The sequence below is a fragment of the Saccharicrinis aurantiacus genome (assembly GCF_001660705.2).
GTDB lineage: Bacteria > Bacteroidota > Bacteroidia > Bacteroidales > Marinilabiliaceae > Saccharicrinis > Saccharicrinis aurantiacus.
On the sequence record NZ_LYBV02000001.1, the window covers coordinates 200,031 to 218,117 of the forward strand.

Here is an 18,087-nt window from a genome sequence, read left to right on the forward strand (position 1 = left end):
ACAATTCAAAAAAAATAAGAGATTTCAACTGTTAATCAATGTTAATGCTTAAATGTGATTTCGAGGATTCACTATTGAAGAAATTAGAGAGGTATGCATATATCTATGGTGTCAATTTATATAATGAATCGTGTAATTGATTCATTATCAACACCAAGTGTGTGTGGTGGTGAGAGAGCGTATTTTTGAATTCTGCTTCCTTAAAAAGATATGAAGTGTCTAATAATAAAGAAGAAATTAAAAAGTGATACTCATAAGATGTTTTTATGATACGGTTTTACTACAAAAAGAGATACAAAATTGAAATAATAAAAACGAACTTTAATAAGCCTGTATAAATTATGAGTGAAATATGGTAAGTTTTAAGTATGAATTTTTCTTGAAGAAAAGTATTCACTTGGGGTTGTATTTTTCACCTTTTTAAAAGCCCTATTAAAAGCCGATTTTGAATTAAAGCCCACTTTAAATGCATGGTGCAGGAATGTTCTATTGGTATTGTCGTTTTGTACTATATCTATAAAAAGCTTAATTCTATACGAATTAATATAATCATTGTAGCTTTTTTCAAATCCTTCGTTAATTAACTTTGATACATATTGGTTGTTAGTACCTAATAAAAGTGATAAGTCTGATAATGTGAGCTCTGGATTTAAGTATACCTTATCCTCTTCCATAAGATTGACAAGTTTCGACTTGAGTTTCATCCAATTGTTATTCAAATGTGAATCTTTAATTTTACTGTTTTGTAATTTATGAGAAACGGAATTTTTTTCAAGAATTGTTGACCAATGATAGTAGATTAATGAAACCCCAATAAATATCCATACTAAATGTTCATACCAATCAGTTACAAACTTAATATCTATATCTTGACTGATATATAGTAAAACAGCAGCTATTGTAATTGAAGTAATTGCGTAGCATGAGTATTGAAATATCTGATAAGTTCTCTTTTGATTCTTATTGAGCTCTAGGTTGGAAGTTACTGATTGTATATTGAAATAAAGTATTAGCATAAAAACAGAACTGAATCCGTATAAGCTAAAAAATAGGTGGTTGTATTTATTGGTCACTAAACCTAGAAAAAAAGTATCCTTTGATACTGAATAATAACTAAGATACCATAATAACACTAAGATAAGGGGTAAATAAAGAACCCTTTCTATTGTCTTAAATTTATTGATGCTTTTCTTTAATTTAATGTAGTATATAGGAATAATGGTAGAAAATAGTATGCCAGTTAGTAAGTATCCTTTAGGAAAATGTGTTAGAAAAGGAAAGTCGAGATATAGATATTTTAGGAGTAATGCTAAAATTACAAGTACATTTAATAGTAGTAATTTTATGCCGCTTTTATGGTGTAATTTAATTACTATTAGTACAATAGATTGTAATATTAATAAAAGAAATATGGCTTTTAAGCTCACCTTTTTTGTTGATAAATCTTGCCAATCTGCAATTTCAGTAACAACCTTACGATCCCGATTACTCGATGCAATAAATGTTCGATTCGAAAGCATTCCACCATCCCATCTACTCTCTATTGATTCCCATGGACCTCTAATAAACTTGTAGGAAATAGTATCATATCCAGGAGGTATTTTTCCGCTATAACTTCCATCACTATTTTTTGATAATTTGTAATTAGGATCATTATCAATCCAATTGTTAAAGGTGCCTGTTAAAAATATAGATGCATCATGAGGCGTATTTTCAGGAATTGACTTTACAATAATATCTATTGGCGGATAAATTGAATGGTGTAAATCTTGCCAAGTTAAAACCTTAAGGTGAATTTCGAATATGGAATCATTATAAACAAACTTACGGTTTAGCCTATAATCCCCCCAGTTATTTCCTTCAACTTTATCCCAGTTACCACGATTAATTTTATACTCAAAGAAACTGTTATCCTTAAGGTCAACAGTTAAGCGATAAGCTCCATCAGGAAAATGTCGGAATCTTTTAGAATCATTACTTTCTATCCATCCATCAAGCGAAGACGAAAGATATAGGGTATCTGTTTTTGGAGTGTACGATGGAATTTCTGTGATTACTAGAGTAACAGTATTTTGTGCAATTCCAAAGCTTGGAATTATTAAAAAAAATATAATCCAATAATAGTGTAGTACATTAATTTTTGTGCGATAATCCATTGGAATAGGTTTTAAGGGTAGGCTAAAGATTAAAAAAAATCAATGCATAACCAAATTTTCAATTATCCCATATATGCTTATCTATATAATTATTACGATACTCAATAAAAAAGTATCTATGTAAATTTTGCTATAGAAGTTGTTTAAAGTTGTATTGAAAATCTGCGAGTAACACCTTGATTTCATTGGCTTCAGCTAATTTTTATTCCGTAGCTACGGCTATGCAATAGAAAATTGAGCTTTGCCACTGATAATCAAATTGTCACTCTCGAAATTCCCCTACAACCTTAAACAACTTCATAATAAAAGTGGCTATTGCACTATTAAAAATGCTGATTTTCTTATTTTTGTGGAAATTAAATTGTGCTTATGCCTAATTATTATGCGCCCGCTTTAGATAAGGGTTTAGATATCTTAGAATTCCTTTCAGCTCAGTCAGTTCCGCAATCACAAGTGGAAATCGGAATAGGAATTAATCGTAAACCAAACGAGATATACCGAATGTTGGTGTGCCTCGAAGATAGGGGATATGTAAATAAGGAGCCTATATCGGGCAAATATCAGTTAACCTTGCGTTTGTTTCAGCTGTCGCACCATCACTCGTCAATCGATAAATTGGTAAAAGCCGCCATGCCTTACCTTGAGCAGTTATCGCACACCATTAATCAGTCCTGTCATTTAAGTTTCTTTTATCAAGGAAAACTCTTAATCATTTGTCAGGCTAAAAGCATGACACCAATTTCTCTGTCTGTTGAGGTGGGAGGGGTGTTTCCCATCACCCAAACCAATTCGGGTAAAATAATATTAGCACACAAAACACCAGCAGAGCGTAAGCAAATACTTAAGGCTTCCGACGATTATAAAGAATTATCGAAGGAAGAAAAAATACAATTAGAAGAAGAGCTTAAAGAACTGAAGGATATCAAGTGTTTAATCCGTAAAAGTACCTTAACCGAGGGGGTTACCGATTTTGCTGCGCCTGTATACGATGTAAATAACGATGTAATGGCCGTACTTATGGTATCTGGTTTAACCTCGCAGCTTCGTAAATTAGTATCAAACGATACCATTGTTGAAGAGACCTTAAAAACAGTGAAAGCCATACATGTATCTATAGGCGGAACGCAAGAGTAATATGATTTGGGCAGCTCAACGCGCTATCCACTATAGTAGCAACTTTGCTTGGGTGTTTTATATAGTCGGTACGTGGGCTTCCTGCGGTCGCCTCCGCACTCCCTATAAAACAACACAAGCACAGCCGCCACTGCCGTTCCTATCGCGGCTGCAGCGAATGACTGTATAAAATAGAGACTCAAAGATGGTACTTGTAGTTGAGCATAAGATATTTTTTTCTACTTTCATATCTGAATTATATATTTCCACAGTTGCTTATATTACCCAATGAGGTGAGTATGCAGAATATACGGTAATTTTGTATAGTGCGGTGGTGAGTATATGATTTAGTTGAGCGTCATGCATGCAAGAGAAAAAGAGTGAACAGTAGGTTAATATGGAATTTATAATTATACATTTTTCAGGAACAGGCAATACAGAATTAATAAGTAACAAAATAAAACAAAGGCTTGAGAGAAATAATCATAGAGTAGATTTAATCTCTATTGAGGACATAGACATGCTAAAAACTATTGATTTTTCCGATAAAGTTATTGGTTTTGGTTACCCCGTTTATAAATTTACCTTCCCTGATAATTATCTGAAAGTATTTCCTGTACTACAAGAAAAGTGTAGGAATAATACATGTTTTCAATTTTGTACTTATGCTCGTTTTACAGCAGATGTATTTTATGATTTTTCGAAAAAGTTGAAAAAGCTTAATTTTAAGTTAATTGGTCAGAAAAGTTTTAAATCACCTTCAAATGGAATATCCGCAAGAAAACCTGAAAATGATTATGAATATGAAAATGTTATGTTTTTTGAAGATGACATTACAAGAAAGATTGATGATTTTGTAATCGAAATATTGGATAATATAAATGGACATAGGAAAATTGTACAGAAAAAACCTCATATCCTTGCCCCACTAAGACTGAAAATTGTTAAAGATATTGAAATTACGAAATATCCAAAATTGCAGATAGATACAGATGCTTGTAAAAATTGTGGTTTGTGTGCAAAAAAATGTCCCGATTCAAATCTTGTAAACCAAGGAGATTATATTGAAATAGTAGATAACAAAGACTGTTTGCACTGCTTAAGATGTATGCATCATTGTCCGTCGAATGCAATTAATTTCGGGAAATTAACACAAGGCGATAATCGTTATACAATCAAAAAACGGAATTGCTTTTTTGAGAAATCGGCGGGTGGACATAAAGAAAGATACTGGGAAGACTTTGATAGAACACGGGCTATTTGGCGAAAAAATACTATCAAATATTGGTGGAAGCATAGGAATAAACCTGAAAAAGAATTAGTAGATTGCAAGAAAACACGAACGCACAACAAATTATAAACGTAATGCGGGGCGAAGTGAGTAACTTAAAAGAAAGTAAACTAAACAACGATAGCGGTAATCAATCAGTAATACTTACGTAGTAATATTTTTGAAATGAAATACACCTTAGTAATTATGTTTTTTGGATTAAATATATTGACTGCATTTGCAACAACTGCCAGTTATTATAAGATAGAAACGGAGAAAATAACATTTACATCTAGTAATTTTAACAAAGAATATCGATTCAAATACAATTGTATTACATCAACCATAGAAGATTATTTGAAGGTTACACTATCTAAGAAGGAGTATAAAGAATTCCCTAGAATTGAATTTTCAGTATCTTCATTTAATAATCACAATTCCTTACGAATAAGGAAGACAGGTTTTTTCATAATGCTTCATGATACAACCATTATGACTGAGCGAGTATTAAAAGTTTTCAAACATCTTACATTTAACTACACAGATTATATTGCAAGGCATAGTGATGAAGAAAACAAACAGTTACTTGATAAAAATGATTTCAGGCATCTATATGCAACTGAACTTGATAAAACTCAAAAGAAACTTTTAGCAAAAGAATATTATAGAGCTTTTGGATATACGGATAAAAGTCTACACGAAAATACACTATATAGTTACTCAAACGATAGTATTTACGTTTTTTGTAAAAAAAGAGTCCTTCTAAAGCTTGATAATATTTCAGGAATATTAGATACAGATCATTTAGGTTTTTTCATTTTTGATACTGATAGTTCATTTTATCATATAAATCCATATTATGAGCATCATCCTACCGAGGACAGAGAAAAGTGGCTAAAGCCAGGTTATGAGCGTAATATTATATATGGAAAGCTATCAAAAAGGCATGAATTTGAAAAAGGATATTCATGTGATTTTGAGCTTTTATACGAAGATATTGATAATTACCAAGTATGTTTTTATTACAATATTGGTAGATCAAGTTTTCGATATCCAGGTTCTAGGCTTTCTTTTAGTTTAGGTAAATTCAATTCAAAAGAAAAGTTTCTGTATCTAGTGAATGATGATATACTTATTTCAAATTACAACGAGTTAGAGCAAGAGTTAATTGACAATATAAAAAATGACGATCGCTAATAAATAGGAATGAATGGTCTGCAAGACCCAGCGATTATTCGCGGTTGAACTACAACCTGTTTTCAATACCACTCAAGTATTTTAGTCGGGTTTTAAAGTTCTTTATTAGATTTTGGGATTCGTGTTTATTGTATAATTTTCAAATGTGCTTTAGCCCTCTTTGCTGCTACATCTGTCCTCACGTGTCGTCCAACTTTAAAGTAGTATAAAAATGAACGCGAAGGGATTCGCGCACGAGCGGCGACTCAAAGGTGTTACGTGTAGTTGAGCATAAGATATTTTTTTCTACTTTCATATCCGAATTAGATATTCCCACTTGTGCGTATATTACCCAATGAGGTGAGTGTGTAGAATATACGGTATTTTTGTATAGTGAGGTGGTGAGAATATGAGTTAGTTATGGCCAATTAAAAAAAATGAGCAACCGATTTATAGAATATAATAACAAGAAATACGAAATTCCGAATACTTGGGAAGAATTTGTTAATTCTATGACTTTAAAAAACATTCAATTCAATTCCATAAAACGTGAAAGGTTTGAAGAAAACTCTTCTTTAATTCGACTATTAGATTCATACTTTCAAGCGCAGCATTCAAAAGGGGAACTTACCCTTCCCGAACTAAAAACAATGGGAAATGAATCAATAGCTATATTCTCAGATTATGGAGGAGAACACAAAGGCAGTAAATATAACTCATACTCTTTCTTGTTTTGCGGTTGGAATCATTGCTATCACATTAGCGAAGCATTAAAAAAGGTCAGAAAAAAATATGATTTGAGTAAGAAAGAAATCTCATTTAAAGATTTGGATTACGGTCCTTCTTTTAGAGCATTAGACGAATATTTAGAGACAATTGACCGTAATGTTTATGGATTTTCACTTACAATTCTTATCGACAGGAAATTGAGTTCATTGTTTATTGGAAATGAGAATATACATTTGCTTAAGGAAATAGAAAATGCAGGATTGGGTCGTTGGCATAAAAAAGCCGCTGAAAAGCTTATGAGGATATTACATGTAATAGGATATGTATTACCTCTTATTGCAGATTCAGACCAGAAGGTTATTTGGATGAGTGATAAGGACCCTGTTATTCAAAATAGTGAGATGTTCAATAATGCTTTAGGTTTATTGAAAGCTGTGCTTAAAGTATACTCTGACAATAAATACAAACAAATTGGTGGATCAAAATTGCCTTTTGCAAATAAAGATATCCATACAATGGATTTATTAAGTGTAACAGATTTGATTGCAGGGTCAGTTGAACAATATTTTACAACTGAGCAAAAAGAAGGAAGTCCATTTTTGAAGAATGGAGCCGAAAAAGTTATCAAATGGTTGGCAACATCAGGTGATTTCTTGAAAAAGGAGGTGATACGTATACATAATGTTGACAATGAGTTAAGAATTGAAGGAATTAAATTTAAGAAAGAATAAAAGGCCATAACAATGCATCACAAAACATAAGGACAACAGTGGATTATGGAACTTTTGAGCATTTAATCGAGCCCGCCAAATTTGCAATTTGATGTGTTGATTAAAAAATTTAAATTTGTGTCTAATTGCAAATTTGGCTCTGAGCAACAAGGTAATTTTGTGTTTAAAAATCCTTACGTTTCATATGCCAACGTTATGGATATGCACATTTACTTTTTAAGCAAGCTCCACCCGAGCTGGAATTGCACATTTAATTCATAAGCAAGCTTCACCCGAGCCGGAAATGCACATTTACTTCAGCAGCAAGCTCCACCCGAGCTGGAAATGCTCTTTTACTTCAGCAGCAAGCCCCACCCGAGCCGGAAATGCACATTTACTTCAGCAGCAAGCTCTACCCGAGCCGGAAATGCACATTTACTTCAGCAGCAAGCTCTACCCGAGCTGGAAATGCTCTTTTACTTCAGCAGCAAGCTCCACCCGAGCTGAAATTGCCCTTTTACTTCAGCAGCAAGCTTCACCCGAACATATTCTTATGATATAAATAACTTGATTTATTGAGACTTCTGCCCAGGCGATAATAATACCAAGCTAAGTTTCATAAAAAAGGCCTGCTTCATTTGATTGGAGCAAGCCTTGATAAAAAATGCTTATAAATATTTATTTATCCTTTTTATTCGCCAATAATATATGATCACAAACCAATACTAGCTCGTCTTTTTGATTGAATACCTCAACGTGTTCGTTTACTTGTCCGAACTCTGGTTTTTTCGATTCTGTTTTTTCAGAAATCGTAACCTTTACTCGGATGGTATCGCCAATATGAACCGGCTTAATAAAACGCAAGCGGTCGTATCCTTTAGAGAAAGCCTCAGGATTAATCTCTGTAGCCGTCATGCCAATAGCCACACTAAAAGTTAATGTGCCATGTGCAATGCGTTGCTTAAAAGGCTGTGTTTTGCACCACTCAGCATCCATGTGGTGTGGAAAAAAATCTCCCGTTTGACCCGCATGAACAACAAAGTCGGTTTCTGTAATCGTTCTACCAAGAGTCTCTCTAAAATCTCCCAGCGTGTAATCTTCGAAATATTGTGATTTGATATGCATATCTGTTTTTTTAGTATCAAGTAACTAGTATCAAGTATCAAGACTGAGTATCGTATCTTGATACTTGTGTCTTACTACTTGATACTTTATTTAATTAGCGCCCCATCCAGCCGCCATCAACAAGCATTACAGCTCCTTGCATGTACGAACCTGCTTCAGAACAAAGGAATACAACTGGTCCTGCAAAATCCTCAGGCTTACCCCATCTTCCTGCTGGAATACGAGATAAAATTTGCTCAGAACGAACTGGATCCTGACGTAAAGCCTCAGTGTTATCAGTATCGATATAACCTGGAGCAATAGCATTTACGTTAACTCCTTTTGAAGCCCACTCGTTGGCAAAAGCCATAGTCATTTGACCAATAGCACCTTTACTAGCTGCATAACCAGGAACGGTGATTCCACCTTGGAATGTTAATAACGAAGCGGTGAATACAATTTTACCCGATCCACGAGCTACCATTTCTTTACCAATTTCGCGAGTTAAAATAAATTGTGCATTTTGATTTACCTCAATTACTTTATCCCACATTTCGTCTGGATGCTCAGCAGCTGGGGCTCTTAAAATAGTACCCGCATTGTTTACCAAGATATCGATAACCGGATTCTCAGCTTTTACTTCTTTAATAAATGCGTATAAAGATGTACGATCAGAAAAATCGCATGTGTAAGCCGTAAACTTACGACCTAAAGCAGTTACCGCTTTTTCAACAGCACTACCTGTTTTTTCCAAAGAAGCACTCACACCAATGATATCAGCTCCAGCCTCGGCCAATGCCACGGCCATTCCCATACCAATTCCTCTTTTACATCCTGTTACTAAGGCAACTTTACCTTCTACGCTAAATTTATTTAAAATGCTCATTGTTTATTTTTTAGTATCAAGTATCAAGACACAAGTATTAAGATGCCTTACATTCTTGATTAATATTTGTTGTTAATTGTTATTACGTCATTCCGAGGAACGAAGGAATCTCAAGGCGCCTTGAAAAGACATCTTCTCTTGAGATCGCTTCTTGCATCGCGAAGACGCAATATCGTTTGTAAATCACTACTAACTAATAGCTAAAAACTACTAACTCATTACTGACAATCCACTAGGAACTTCATTCCTGTTGGCGTAGCGTTAATATCTTCGAATAACTGTTGAATCTGATCCAATGGTTTTGTATCTAATTATTGCGTCATTCCGAGGAACGAAGGAATCTCAAGGCGCCTTGTAAAAAACATCTTCCCTTGAGATCGCTTCTTGCATCGCGATGACGCAATATCGTTTGTAAATCACTACTAACTAATAGCTAAAAACTACTAACTCATTACTGACAATCCACTAAGAACTTCATTCCTGTTGGCGTAGCGTCGATATCTTCGAATAATTGTTGAATTTGATCCAATGGTTTTGTATCAGTAATAATACTTTCGAAAGGATATTCGTTTTTAGTAATTAACTCGATTGACTCTTCGTAATCTTCTTTTTCGTATACACGAGCACCAACTAATTCAAGCTCTTTCCAAAAGAATTTGAATAAATCGATTGGTTTTTTCTCGCCATGAATGGCAACCATCACAATTCGTCCTCTGATACCAGCCACCTCAGTCATTACATCTAATGACGGTTGAACACCTGCCACTTCAAAAACAACATCGGCTAAACCGCCATTTGTTTTCTTTTCAACGTATTCAACTAAATCTGTTTTCACAGGATTCACTACTTCAAATCCCATTTCTTCGGCCATTTTAATGCGAATTTCGTTCACCTCAGAAATAACAACATTAGCACCTTTGCTTTTTGCAACCATGGCAACTAATAATCCGATTGGACCACCACCAAGAACAACTGCTGTTTCTCCTTTTTGTAAACGACCTCTGCGCACATCGTGACAAGCAACTGAAAGCGGCTCAATTAATGCAGCTAATTTAAGATCAGTCTCTTCTTTTAATTTGTGTAAAGTAAAAGCTGGTACATTCCAATATTGCTGCATGGCACCAGGACTATCGATACCAATAAACTTTAACGACTTCGCAATATGTCCGTGCCCTTTATCAGAAGCTGTTTCTCCACGATTATCCAAAGGACGAACCGTAATTTTTTCACCAACTTTATAACCCGTAACACCTTCGCCAATGGCATCAACCGTACCCGACATTTCGTGTCCAATAATTTGTGGAATATCCACACGTTGATCCATCATACCATGGTAAATGTGTACATCTGTACCACAAACACCACAATAGGCTACTTTAATTCTTACTTCACCTGCTGCAGGTGCTTCAATTTCTTTTTCGACTACTGAGAAGGATTTATTTCCTTCGTACAACGTTGCTTTCATTATGGATGTTGAGTTTTAATTATTTTTAATTTAGTGTTGGCTTAAATTCATTAAGCATCTTTCCTTGAGACTGCTTCATTCTTCGCAGTGACGCAATATCGTAAGTCAATTGAACCTTAATGAGCGCCTCGTCATTCCGAGGAACGAAGGAATCTCAAGGCATTTTGTAAAATTCATCTCACCTTGTGATGGCTTCTTGCATCGCGATGACGCAATGTCGGATGAGATTCACTTCTGACTTCTAGCTAATTACTATTTAAATTGAATCGTATTTTGGAGCAATGCCACCCGCATCGCTCGATGCATAAGCTGCTTCAACAACATGCATGGTATCTAATACATCATCTACCGAAGTGTCTAATTTGTCTGTTTCGCCATTTGCGTAGCAAATTAAAGATGACATAGTTCCGATAAATGCATCAGGGAACCACGATCCCTCTAATTTCATTGATTTCCATTCTGGCTTTTTACCTTCTTCCAAAATGCAATATTCAAAAGCATCAGGCACACCATCAGGATAATTCATCAATAAACCCATTTTTGCATAAATGGCTCCTTTAGTACCTTCCCACTTCACATAGCTTTCTTGGTGATTGTGACCAAAAATATGATCGTGATTCGTACTTACTAAGGCGCGTACATCATCGCCATACTCCATAATAACATTGGTACGTGTTGATGACATCTCTTTGCCAGGATGTTTCAGTGTTTTAGCCATAATTCCTTTAGGGTTACCCAAGAAAGAACGCACTAAATCGATATGATGAATACTGTGTTGTTGAATTTCTAAACGTGGGTGATACATTACATTTGGAAATAATTCCCATGGCATATGCACGGTTACCTTTACTTCCATATCGTAAATCTCGCCAATGGCACCTTGCTTAATTAAATTACGAGCCGCCATAATATATGGAGCAAAACGCAGTTGACAATTAACAGCAGCAATTAGTTTTTTACGACGGCAAACTTCAATGATTTCTTTGGTTTGCTCAAAGTAATCGCCCAAAGGCTTTTGAATTAACACCGCTGCTCCATCCGGTAGTTTTTCTAATGTATCAACAAACTGATTGGGCATTAATGTTAAGTCGAACACTGCATTTTCAGGAGCTTGAGCAATGGCATCATCGATGCTATCGAATACTCGTGGAATGCCGAATTTTTCAGCAACTTTCTCAGCTCGCGCTTTGGTTCTGTTGGTGATACCATATACTTCGAAACCTGCCTTTTTGTAGGCTGGCATATGTGCATCGTTTACAATACCTCCGGCACCAAAAATAATAATTGGGCGAGAAGTCTTTGGTAATGTATAGTTATAATTGATTTCCATCTCTTTTAATCTTTTACAGCTTGTTTACTTTAGTTTGTGCAGTCTCTAAAATAGACTCAATGGCTTCTTCTGTATTGATTACTTTCAATACCAATTCATCAATAATATCTGCAATTTGCGACCAGTTACCCATGCGTGGTAACGATTTTGTATTTTGGTGCAGCTCTTCTAATTTATGATAATAGGGTATCTCGGCATTCACCTTAGGGCTGCGCCATGTTGATACTCTACAGCCAATACCTCCTTCGAGGGTTAACAACTCATCGTTTTGAGCCGAAGTAGCGAATTTAATAAAATCATAGGCTACTTGCTGCTTTTTACTTCCGGCGCCAATCACATACATCCAATAGGCATTTAAGGAAACGCCTTCGCCGCCTTCGCCTGCAGGGATATAGGCAACATCAACTTTACCTTTTACTTGAGAATTGGCATTCACTTCGCAGTTGGCAGCAAAACCAAACCAGTTTACACACATGGCTAACTCGCCAGCAGCAAAGGCCAATCCGGCTTTTACAGAATCGAAATCGCGCGAAGCAGGATGTATAGCATCTGTATTCTGAAGTGCTTTGCGGTAGAAATTCATACCTGCTACAGCTGCTTCTGAATTTAAGATTACCTTTTTATCATCGGTAATTAATTGGCCACCGCGTGTCCAAAGCTGCAGACAAAAATCAAATACCGTATTGTGTCCGTCAGGATAGGCAGCAAACGTAGTTCCGTATAAATTATCTTCAGGACGGTTAAAGAAAGTGGCTACTTCCATTAAATCGTCCCAAGTTTTTGGCAATTCTAATTCACGACCATATTGTGCCTTAAAAGCTTCTTTTTCTTTGGGATCGTTAATTAAATCTTTACGATAAATTAAGCACTCAGGGCCATTGTGAAATGGCAAGCCCATAAAGGCATTATCAAAACTTTGTTTGCCCAACATAGAGTTACTCCATGCTTCTGTATCAATAGAAGAATCATTATTGATAAACGGAACAAGATCGAGAATAGCATTGGAGCTATATGCCTCAGTAATCCAATCGGTATTGATTAAGGCAATATCCCATTCTCCATTTTTAAGGCCATCATTTTTTAAAGTGCTATCGTATAAAGGATGTAAATCCATTGGGATAGCTTCCAACTCTAAGTCGCAGTTATTCAGCTTGCAGAAGTCGGCCCATATTTTATCTATAGCACTCTCAAAAGGACCGAATTTACGAACGGCAATTCTTAATTTTTCCTTCATTGTTTACTAGCTTATAGTTCGCTTAAAATTTTTGCTGTGTGCTCACCAATTGAAGGAGAACCAAGTGATGAAGTTAAATACTCTCCATCTATTTTAATAGGACAGCGTGTGGTTTGATACTCGAAACCATCGCCCATTTTCACATTCTGAATCATCTGCAATGCCTTGAAGCCATCGTGAGCAAAAAGCTTGTCCCAACTCAATACATCAGCACACCAAATATCAGCAGGCTCAAGAATAGATAGCCAATGCTCAGTACTTTGTGCTTGAAGATGTTTTGCTAGAATATCTTTAATCTCATCACGCTGCGTAAACCAACTATCAGGCTCAGGATACTCCGTTAAAGCTTTGCAACTTAATAATTCTCCTAAAACAGGAATAGCACCCATGGCTAAAGCCAGATGACCATTCTGTGTTTCGTAAACACCATAAGGTGCACCAAGGTAAGCGTGTGCATTATTACTAGCGGTACGCACAGTAGGCTCTCCGCCATCATGGTAATAGGTAGTGATGGTTTCAAATTGGAAATCGAGAATAGATTCCAACATACTTACAGAAACTTTGCTTCCTGTATTGCTTTTAATGCGTTTCACTAAAGCAGCTAAAATACCTTGCGCTAAGTGCGAACCTGCTAAAATATCAGCAATGGCAATTCCCATAGGTACTGGACCTTTATCGGCATTTCCGCTTAACCAAGTAACTCCCGAAAGTGATTGTAATAATAAATCCTGACCTGGTTTTTTTGCCCAAGGACCTTCTGATCCGTAACCAGAAATCTCACCATAAACAATAGAGGGGTTGATGGCTTTAACAGTATCGTAATCCAAGCCTAATCGCTCAATTACTCCCGGACGGAAGTTGTGCACTAGCACATCTGCTTTAGCAATAAGCTTGAGTACTTTATTTTTATCGTCTTCAGTTTTTAAATCTGCTTGAAAACTTTCCTTGTTTCTATTAATCGCTCTGAATACTGAAGACTCGCCGTTGAGCATTACGTTAGAAACGTATAGCTGACGACAGATGTCACCTGTTTCGGGGCGTTCAACTTTAATTACTCTGGCACCTAAATCGGCTAAGCGTAAAGTAGCTGAAGGAGCAGACAAAAACTGGCTTAAATCAACTACAAGTATATCTTTTAATGGTAGCATATCTTTGTCTCTACAGGTTAAACTCTTTAGTTATGGCATCCGTATCCTGTCCTACACGCGGTGCAGGTTTTGGTGCAAATATTTTTTCATCGTTTAAACGGATAGGGCAACGTGTGGTGTGAATTTGCTCACCCGTATCTAAACTCAATTTCTGATCCATTTGCAATACTTTGTAAGCTTCGTGGTTTAACAGTTGTTCGTAATCGAATACTGCCGAAGACCAAATGCCTGCAGGTTCAAAAATATCAAGCCACTCTTGCGTTGTTTTGGTTGAAAGTATGTCTCGTAATATGGCCATAATCTCATCGCGTTTGGTAAAGGTTTCAGCCTCGCTATATCCTTTAAGTTCGTCTGCATTTAATAGTTCGACTAAAGTATCGAATGAACCCATGGCCAATGAAATATGACTATCCTTTGTTGCATAAACTCCGTATGGTGCGCTTAAGTAGGCGTGGCCTGAACCTTGAGCAGCTCTTTCAGGAAGTTTATTTCCATCGTTGAGGTAGGTTGTAATTACCTCAAATTGGAAATCGAGCATGGACTCCAGCAGGCTTACTTCAACCATGGCACCTTTTTGTGTTTTAGCACAGCGCAATAACGCGGCTAAAATACCATGCACCATATGAGAGCCTGTTACGATATCGGCAACAGCCAATCCGAATGGAGTAGGGCCATCTTCTTTATCGCCACTTAGGTTAGCCAAGCCCGACATGCATTGCACTAATAAATCCTGACCAGGCTTTGCCGACCAAGGACCTACAGTACCATAACCAGTTACTGTGGCATAAACTAATTTAGGATTAATAGCCTTTACAGTATCATAATCTAAACCAATTTTCTCCATTACACCAGGGCGGAAATTGTGCGTCATCACATCCGCTCTAGCGATCAGTGCTTTTACTCTTTCTAAATCATCCGCATCCTTAAGGTTAGCTGCGTATGATTCTTTATTTCTGTTTAAGGTATGAAATACCAAGCTGCTGCCATCAACCCTAAGGTTTTTAATGGCGATTTGGCGGCCAGCCTCACCGTGGTTTGGTCGCTCAATTTTAATTACACGAGCTCCTAAATCCGCCAAACGAAGTCCGGCAGATGGTCCTGCCAAAAATTGGCAGAACTCAAGTACCAACATACCCTCTAAAGGTTTTGCATTACTCATTTTCCGAAAGGGATTTGATGTATAACTCGTTTAATTGTTTCAGTAATTGTTTAGGATCGCCACCATTCATCATGTATTCACGGATAGGCGCACCCGCTCTATCTTGGAAGTACATATGTCCGTTGTATCGTGGACGTAAAAAAGCACGATCTAAAGCAGGTAAAGTATCTGAAAAGAAATTCATACACTGGCTGTTTACTCTTTCGTCAGTCCAAGCTTTTCTATGTCCAGGTTGTCCACCATTATCAAAGAAAATTCCTTTTTGTACCTCTAAAGAACCTGCGTACTCTAAGAATTTAGCTGCTATTTCTTTTTCTTCACATTTAGATGAAAGTGCTAAACCTGTTCCTCCTAAAGTACTGATTAGTTTTTGATTGTTAATAGCAACCATATCATGATACTTTAAGGTAACACGTGCATATCCTTCGCGAGAATAATTGGTGTATCCATATCCAAACGGCGCGTAAATATAATCGTCAGTTAAAGTCATGGCTTCACAAACCTTAATTGGGTTCCAATCATAACTTTCTGGTTTGATATTCTCTCCTAAATCGCGTAGCATTTGTAACGCTTTTAGGCCTGTTTCGTCAGATACTACGTAATCTTTAGTTTCGCATACATTCTCACCTAAAGTAGAACATACCATATAAAAACTCATTAAAGTATCCTGAGGAATACCAGGGATGGCTACTTTACCTGTTTTTGAAAGTTCAACTAAATCGTCCCAAGTTTCAGGGAATTTAAGTCCTTCTTTTTGGAATAAATCTGGACGACTAGAGGCAACCGGTGTAGCAGCATCTACAGCCAATGCCCATTGGTGATTGTTAAAAGAATAACTCTCGTGAGAACGCCCAACAGAATTCTCCGCTAAATCTGTCATTAAGTCTTTAGATAGAATTGTATCCAAAGGCATAATCACTTGCGTTCGAGCTGCAAAACCTGCCCATGGGTGATCAATAATTAAGAAATCGTAACGCTCAGCCAGTTGATCGATAGGCTCATCAGCGAAAGCTTGTAATGATCTTTTCTCCCATGAAATTTGAACACCTGGGTTTAGTTCTTCAAAACGTTGCGATACAGCAACAATTGAAGTAAATCCACGACTATGGTTCCAAGTAATTCCTTTTAATTTTTTAATATCAGTGCTCATATGTATATTTTCTATTTTTTTAATCAGATGAATGTGAATAGCTTGTTAGGTTTGAGATAATAGTATTTGGCCTTTAGTATTAATTTTTCACTATTGGCTTCTGGCTGAAAACTAATTAACTCTATTTTAGTGCCCAATAGCCTCAGTGCCCATGCTACTTCCGTAGGTCATAATTAAGAATGATGAAATTAAGACAGCCAAGGCAAAAACTAGTGTTCGGTAAGTTCGTTTAGAAACCTGCGACCATTCTTTCATTACAATACCTAGTATGTAGCTAAAGAATATTAGCATTGACATGTGGATAACCCAACTAGCGAACTTAAATCCGCCCATGCGTACGTGTGCCATGTTGTAAAAGAAAAATTGTCCGTACCAAAGTGCACCACTGATTATTGACATAAACATGTTAAGTCCTATTGTTTTACCACCAAGACCTTTTACATCAACTATTTCTTTTAATGTTTTTTGTTTTATGCCAACCACAACAAACCAAATTAAGTTTGTAGCAAATGCACCCATAGTTGAAAGCATTAAGTTGGCATTTCCTTCAAAATGGCCAGCACCATGTTTTCCTGCTATTTCTGCAATTGGAGCACCTACCTCTAGCGAGATGCCAAACACAGCAGATAATACACCCGCAATTAAAGTAAGGGTAAAACCTTTTTTCATATTGAAAGAAGATTTTTCACCTGACTCTTTATTTAATTCGGTAAGATCTTTTTCTTTTCTATATCCGGCTACACCGCATAAGCTAATTCCTATTAAGGAGATTAGCATTCCTAGATAGATAATATTGCCACCTGGTTCATGAAATTTAGAGATAAGTTCACCGTGCATAATTAAGGGAACGATAGTTCCGAGGATGGCTGAAATACCAATTGAAATAGTATAGGTTAAAGAGTATCCAATATGTTTAATGGCATAACCAAAACACATGCCCCCAAATCCATAAATAGAACCCAACAAAAATGCTTTTACAATTAAATCGAATGGCGATTCAGCAAATACCTCCCATAAATTGGGTACAGTTATATACCCGACAATTAATGGAAAAATTAACCAAGCAAAAGTAGCTTGAACCAACCAATAAGAATTCCAATTCCATTGTTTTACTTTCTGAAATGGTACGTAACAAGTAGAGGCCGAAACACCACCTACAGCATGTAATAAAGTACCCATTAATGGATTTTGTTGTATCATAGAATTTAAATATGAATGAGTGTTTTAAATATGAAATACAAAGAAGCAATTTAATATTGAAAGCTACAAGAGAAATAGGTACGATATATAATTACCCCCTTAAAATAAATGGAAAGTTCAGCTATTTATCAGGCTGTGAAACCAAGTGTGATTAATTAGTTAGTTTGCTTAAGAGGGAGTAATGGGGTGCTAATTTGCTATTGGATGTTCAAATACCCCCTAACTTTATAAATTATATTCCACGAGTGGAATTTTGT

The 18,087-nt window shown here is 36.1% G+C and carries 14 protein-coding genes; 4 read left to right on the forward strand and 10 right to left on the reverse strand.

Annotation, left to right across the window (positions count from 1 at the left end; translation table 11 throughout):
- Nucleotides 1-362 precede the first annotated feature (362 nt).
- Nucleotides 363-2,156, reverse strand: coding sequence for a helix-turn-helix domain-containing protein (locus A8B35_RS00800; protein ID WP_075601690.1), 1,794 nt, complete (start codon nucleotides 2,154-2,156; stop codon nucleotides 363-365).
- 369 nt (nucleotides 2,157-2,525) lie between these two features.
- Between A8B35_RS00800 and A8B35_RS00805 the strand changes: the two genes are divergently transcribed.
- From A8B35_RS00805 to A8B35_RS00820, 4 genes are all read left to right on the forward strand, one after another.
- Nucleotides 2,526-3,290 (forward strand): IclR family transcriptional regulator, encoded by a 765-nt coding sequence (locus tag A8B35_RS00805; RefSeq protein WP_075601691.1) that lies wholly within the window; start codon nucleotides 2,526-2,528, stop codon nucleotides 3,288-3,290.
- Between the two features lie 376 nt (nucleotides 3,291-3,666).
- The gene (locus A8B35_RS00810; protein ID WP_075601692.1) at nucleotides 3,667-4,629 is read left to right on the forward strand and encodes an EFR1 family ferrodoxin; all 963 of its coding nucleotides are present in this window, start codon (nucleotides 3,667-3,669) and stop codon (nucleotides 4,627-4,629) included.
- Between the two features lie 96 nt (nucleotides 4,630-4,725).
- Nucleotides 4,726-5,736, forward strand: coding sequence for a hypothetical protein (locus tag A8B35_RS00815; protein ID WP_075601693.1), 1,011 nt, complete (start codon nucleotides 4,726-4,728; stop codon nucleotides 5,734-5,736).
- Nucleotides 5,737-6,152: 416 nt separating this feature from the next.
- Nucleotides 6,153-7,175, forward strand: coding sequence for a hypothetical protein (locus A8B35_RS00820; RefSeq protein WP_075601694.1), 1,023 nt, complete (start codon nucleotides 6,153-6,155; stop codon nucleotides 7,173-7,175).
- Nucleotides 7,176-7,832: 657 nt separating this feature from the next.
- Here the strand turns inward: A8B35_RS00820 and A8B35_RS00825 are convergent.
- From A8B35_RS00825 to A8B35_RS00865, 9 genes are all read right to left on the reverse strand, one after another.
- The gene (locus A8B35_RS00825) at nucleotides 7,833-8,279 is read right to left on the reverse strand and encodes a MaoC family dehydratase (RefSeq protein WP_075601695.1); all 447 of its coding nucleotides are present in this window, start codon (nucleotides 8,277-8,279) and stop codon (nucleotides 7,833-7,835) included.
- 94 nt (nucleotides 8,280-8,373) lie between these two features.
- Nucleotides 8,374-9,138, reverse strand: coding sequence for an SDR family NAD(P)-dependent oxidoreductase (locus A8B35_RS00830; RefSeq protein ID WP_171973131.1), 765 nt, complete (start codon nucleotides 9,136-9,138; stop codon nucleotides 8,374-8,376).
- 457 nt (nucleotides 9,139-9,595) lie between these two features.
- Nucleotides 9,596-10,609: a zinc-dependent alcohol dehydrogenase gene (locus A8B35_RS00835; RefSeq protein WP_075601697.1), complete on the reverse strand. Its 1,014-nt coding sequence runs from the start codon at nucleotides 10,607-10,609 to the stop codon at nucleotides 9,596-9,598.
- Between the two features lie 256 nt (nucleotides 10,610-10,865).
- On the reverse strand, nucleotides 10,866-11,939 hold the full coding sequence (locus A8B35_RS00840) for a Gfo/Idh/MocA family protein (protein ID WP_075601698.1): 1,074 nt from the start codon (nucleotides 11,937-11,939) through the stop codon (nucleotides 10,866-10,868).
- Nucleotides 11,940-11,952: 13 nt separating this feature from the next.
- Entirely contained in the window at nucleotides 11,953-13,173 is a 1,221-nt protein-coding gene (locus A8B35_RS00845) for an ABC transporter substrate-binding protein (protein ID WP_075601699.1), read from the reverse strand.
- 11 nt (nucleotides 13,174-13,184) lie between these two features.
- Nucleotides 13,185-14,321, reverse strand: a complete 1,137-nt coding sequence (locus tag A8B35_RS00850) for a CaiB/BaiF CoA transferase family protein (RefSeq protein WP_075601700.1) — start codon at nucleotides 14,319-14,321, stop codon at nucleotides 13,185-13,187.
- 10 nt (nucleotides 14,322-14,331) lie between these two features.
- A complete protein-coding gene (locus A8B35_RS00855) occupies nucleotides 14,332-15,480 on the reverse strand; it encodes a CaiB/BaiF CoA transferase family protein (RefSeq protein WP_075601701.1) in 1,149 nt (382 codons plus the stop codon).
- Nucleotides 15,473-16,630, reverse strand: a complete 1,158-nt coding sequence (locus tag A8B35_RS00860) for an ABC transporter substrate-binding protein (RefSeq protein WP_075601702.1) — start codon at nucleotides 16,628-16,630, stop codon at nucleotides 15,473-15,475. The genes A8B35_RS00855 and A8B35_RS00860 overlap by 8 nt, the downstream gene beginning before the upstream one ends.
- A gap of 126 nt (nucleotides 16,631-16,756) precedes the next feature.
- On the reverse strand, nucleotides 16,757-17,830 hold the full coding sequence (locus tag A8B35_RS00865; protein ID WP_075601703.1) for an L-rhamnose/proton symporter RhaT: 1,074 nt from the start codon (nucleotides 17,828-17,830) through the stop codon (nucleotides 16,757-16,759).
- Between the last annotated feature and the right edge of the window lie 257 nt (nucleotides 17,831-18,087).

Bases quoted from the DNA above. Each gene is read 5' to 3' on its own strand.
- A8B35_RS00835 (WP_075601697.1), bottom strand. From the start codon at position 10,609: ATGAAAGCAACGTTGTACGAAGGAAATAAATCCTTCTCAGTAGTCGAA.
- A8B35_RS00840 (WP_075601698.1), bottom strand. From the start codon at position 11,939: ATGGAAATCAATTATAACTATACATTACCAAAGACTTCTCGCCCAATT.
- A8B35_RS00805 (WP_075601691.1), top strand. From the start codon at position 2,526: ATGCCTAATTATTATGCGCCCGCTTTAGATAAGGGTTTAGATATCTTA.
- A8B35_RS00825 (WP_075601695.1), bottom strand. From the start codon at position 8,279: ATGCATATCAAATCACAATATTTCGAAGATTACACGCTGGGAGATTTT.
- A8B35_RS00800 (WP_075601690.1), bottom strand. From the start codon at position 2,156: ATGGATTATCGCACAAAAATTAATGTACTACACTATTATTGGATTATA.
- A8B35_RS00815 (WP_075601693.1), top strand. From the start codon at position 4,726: ATGAAATACACCTTAGTAATTATGTTTTTTGGATTAAATATATTGACT.
- A8B35_RS00845 (WP_075601699.1), bottom strand. From the start codon at position 13,173: ATGAAGGAAAAATTAAGAATTGCCGTTCGTAAATTCGGTCCTTTTGAG.
- A8B35_RS00820 (WP_075601694.1), top strand. From the start codon at position 6,153: ATGAGCAACCGATTTATAGAATATAATAACAAGAAATACGAAATTCCG.
- A8B35_RS00865 (WP_075601703.1), bottom strand. From the start codon at position 17,830: ATGATACAACAAAATCCATTAATGGGTACTTTATTACATGCTGTAGGT.
- A8B35_RS00855 (WP_075601701.1), bottom strand. From the start codon at position 15,480: ATGAGTAATGCAAAACCTTTAGAGGGTATGTTGGTACTTGAGTTCTGC.
- A8B35_RS00860 (WP_075601702.1), bottom strand. From the start codon at position 16,630: ATGAGCACTGATATTAAAAAATTAAAAGGAATTACTTGGAACCATAGT.
- A8B35_RS00810 (WP_075601692.1), top strand. From the start codon at position 3,667: ATGGAATTTATAATTATACATTTTTCAGGAACAGGCAATACAGAATTA.
- A8B35_RS00850 (WP_075601700.1), bottom strand. From the start codon at position 14,321: ATGCTACCATTAAAAGATATACTTGTAGTTGATTTAAGCCAGTTTTTG.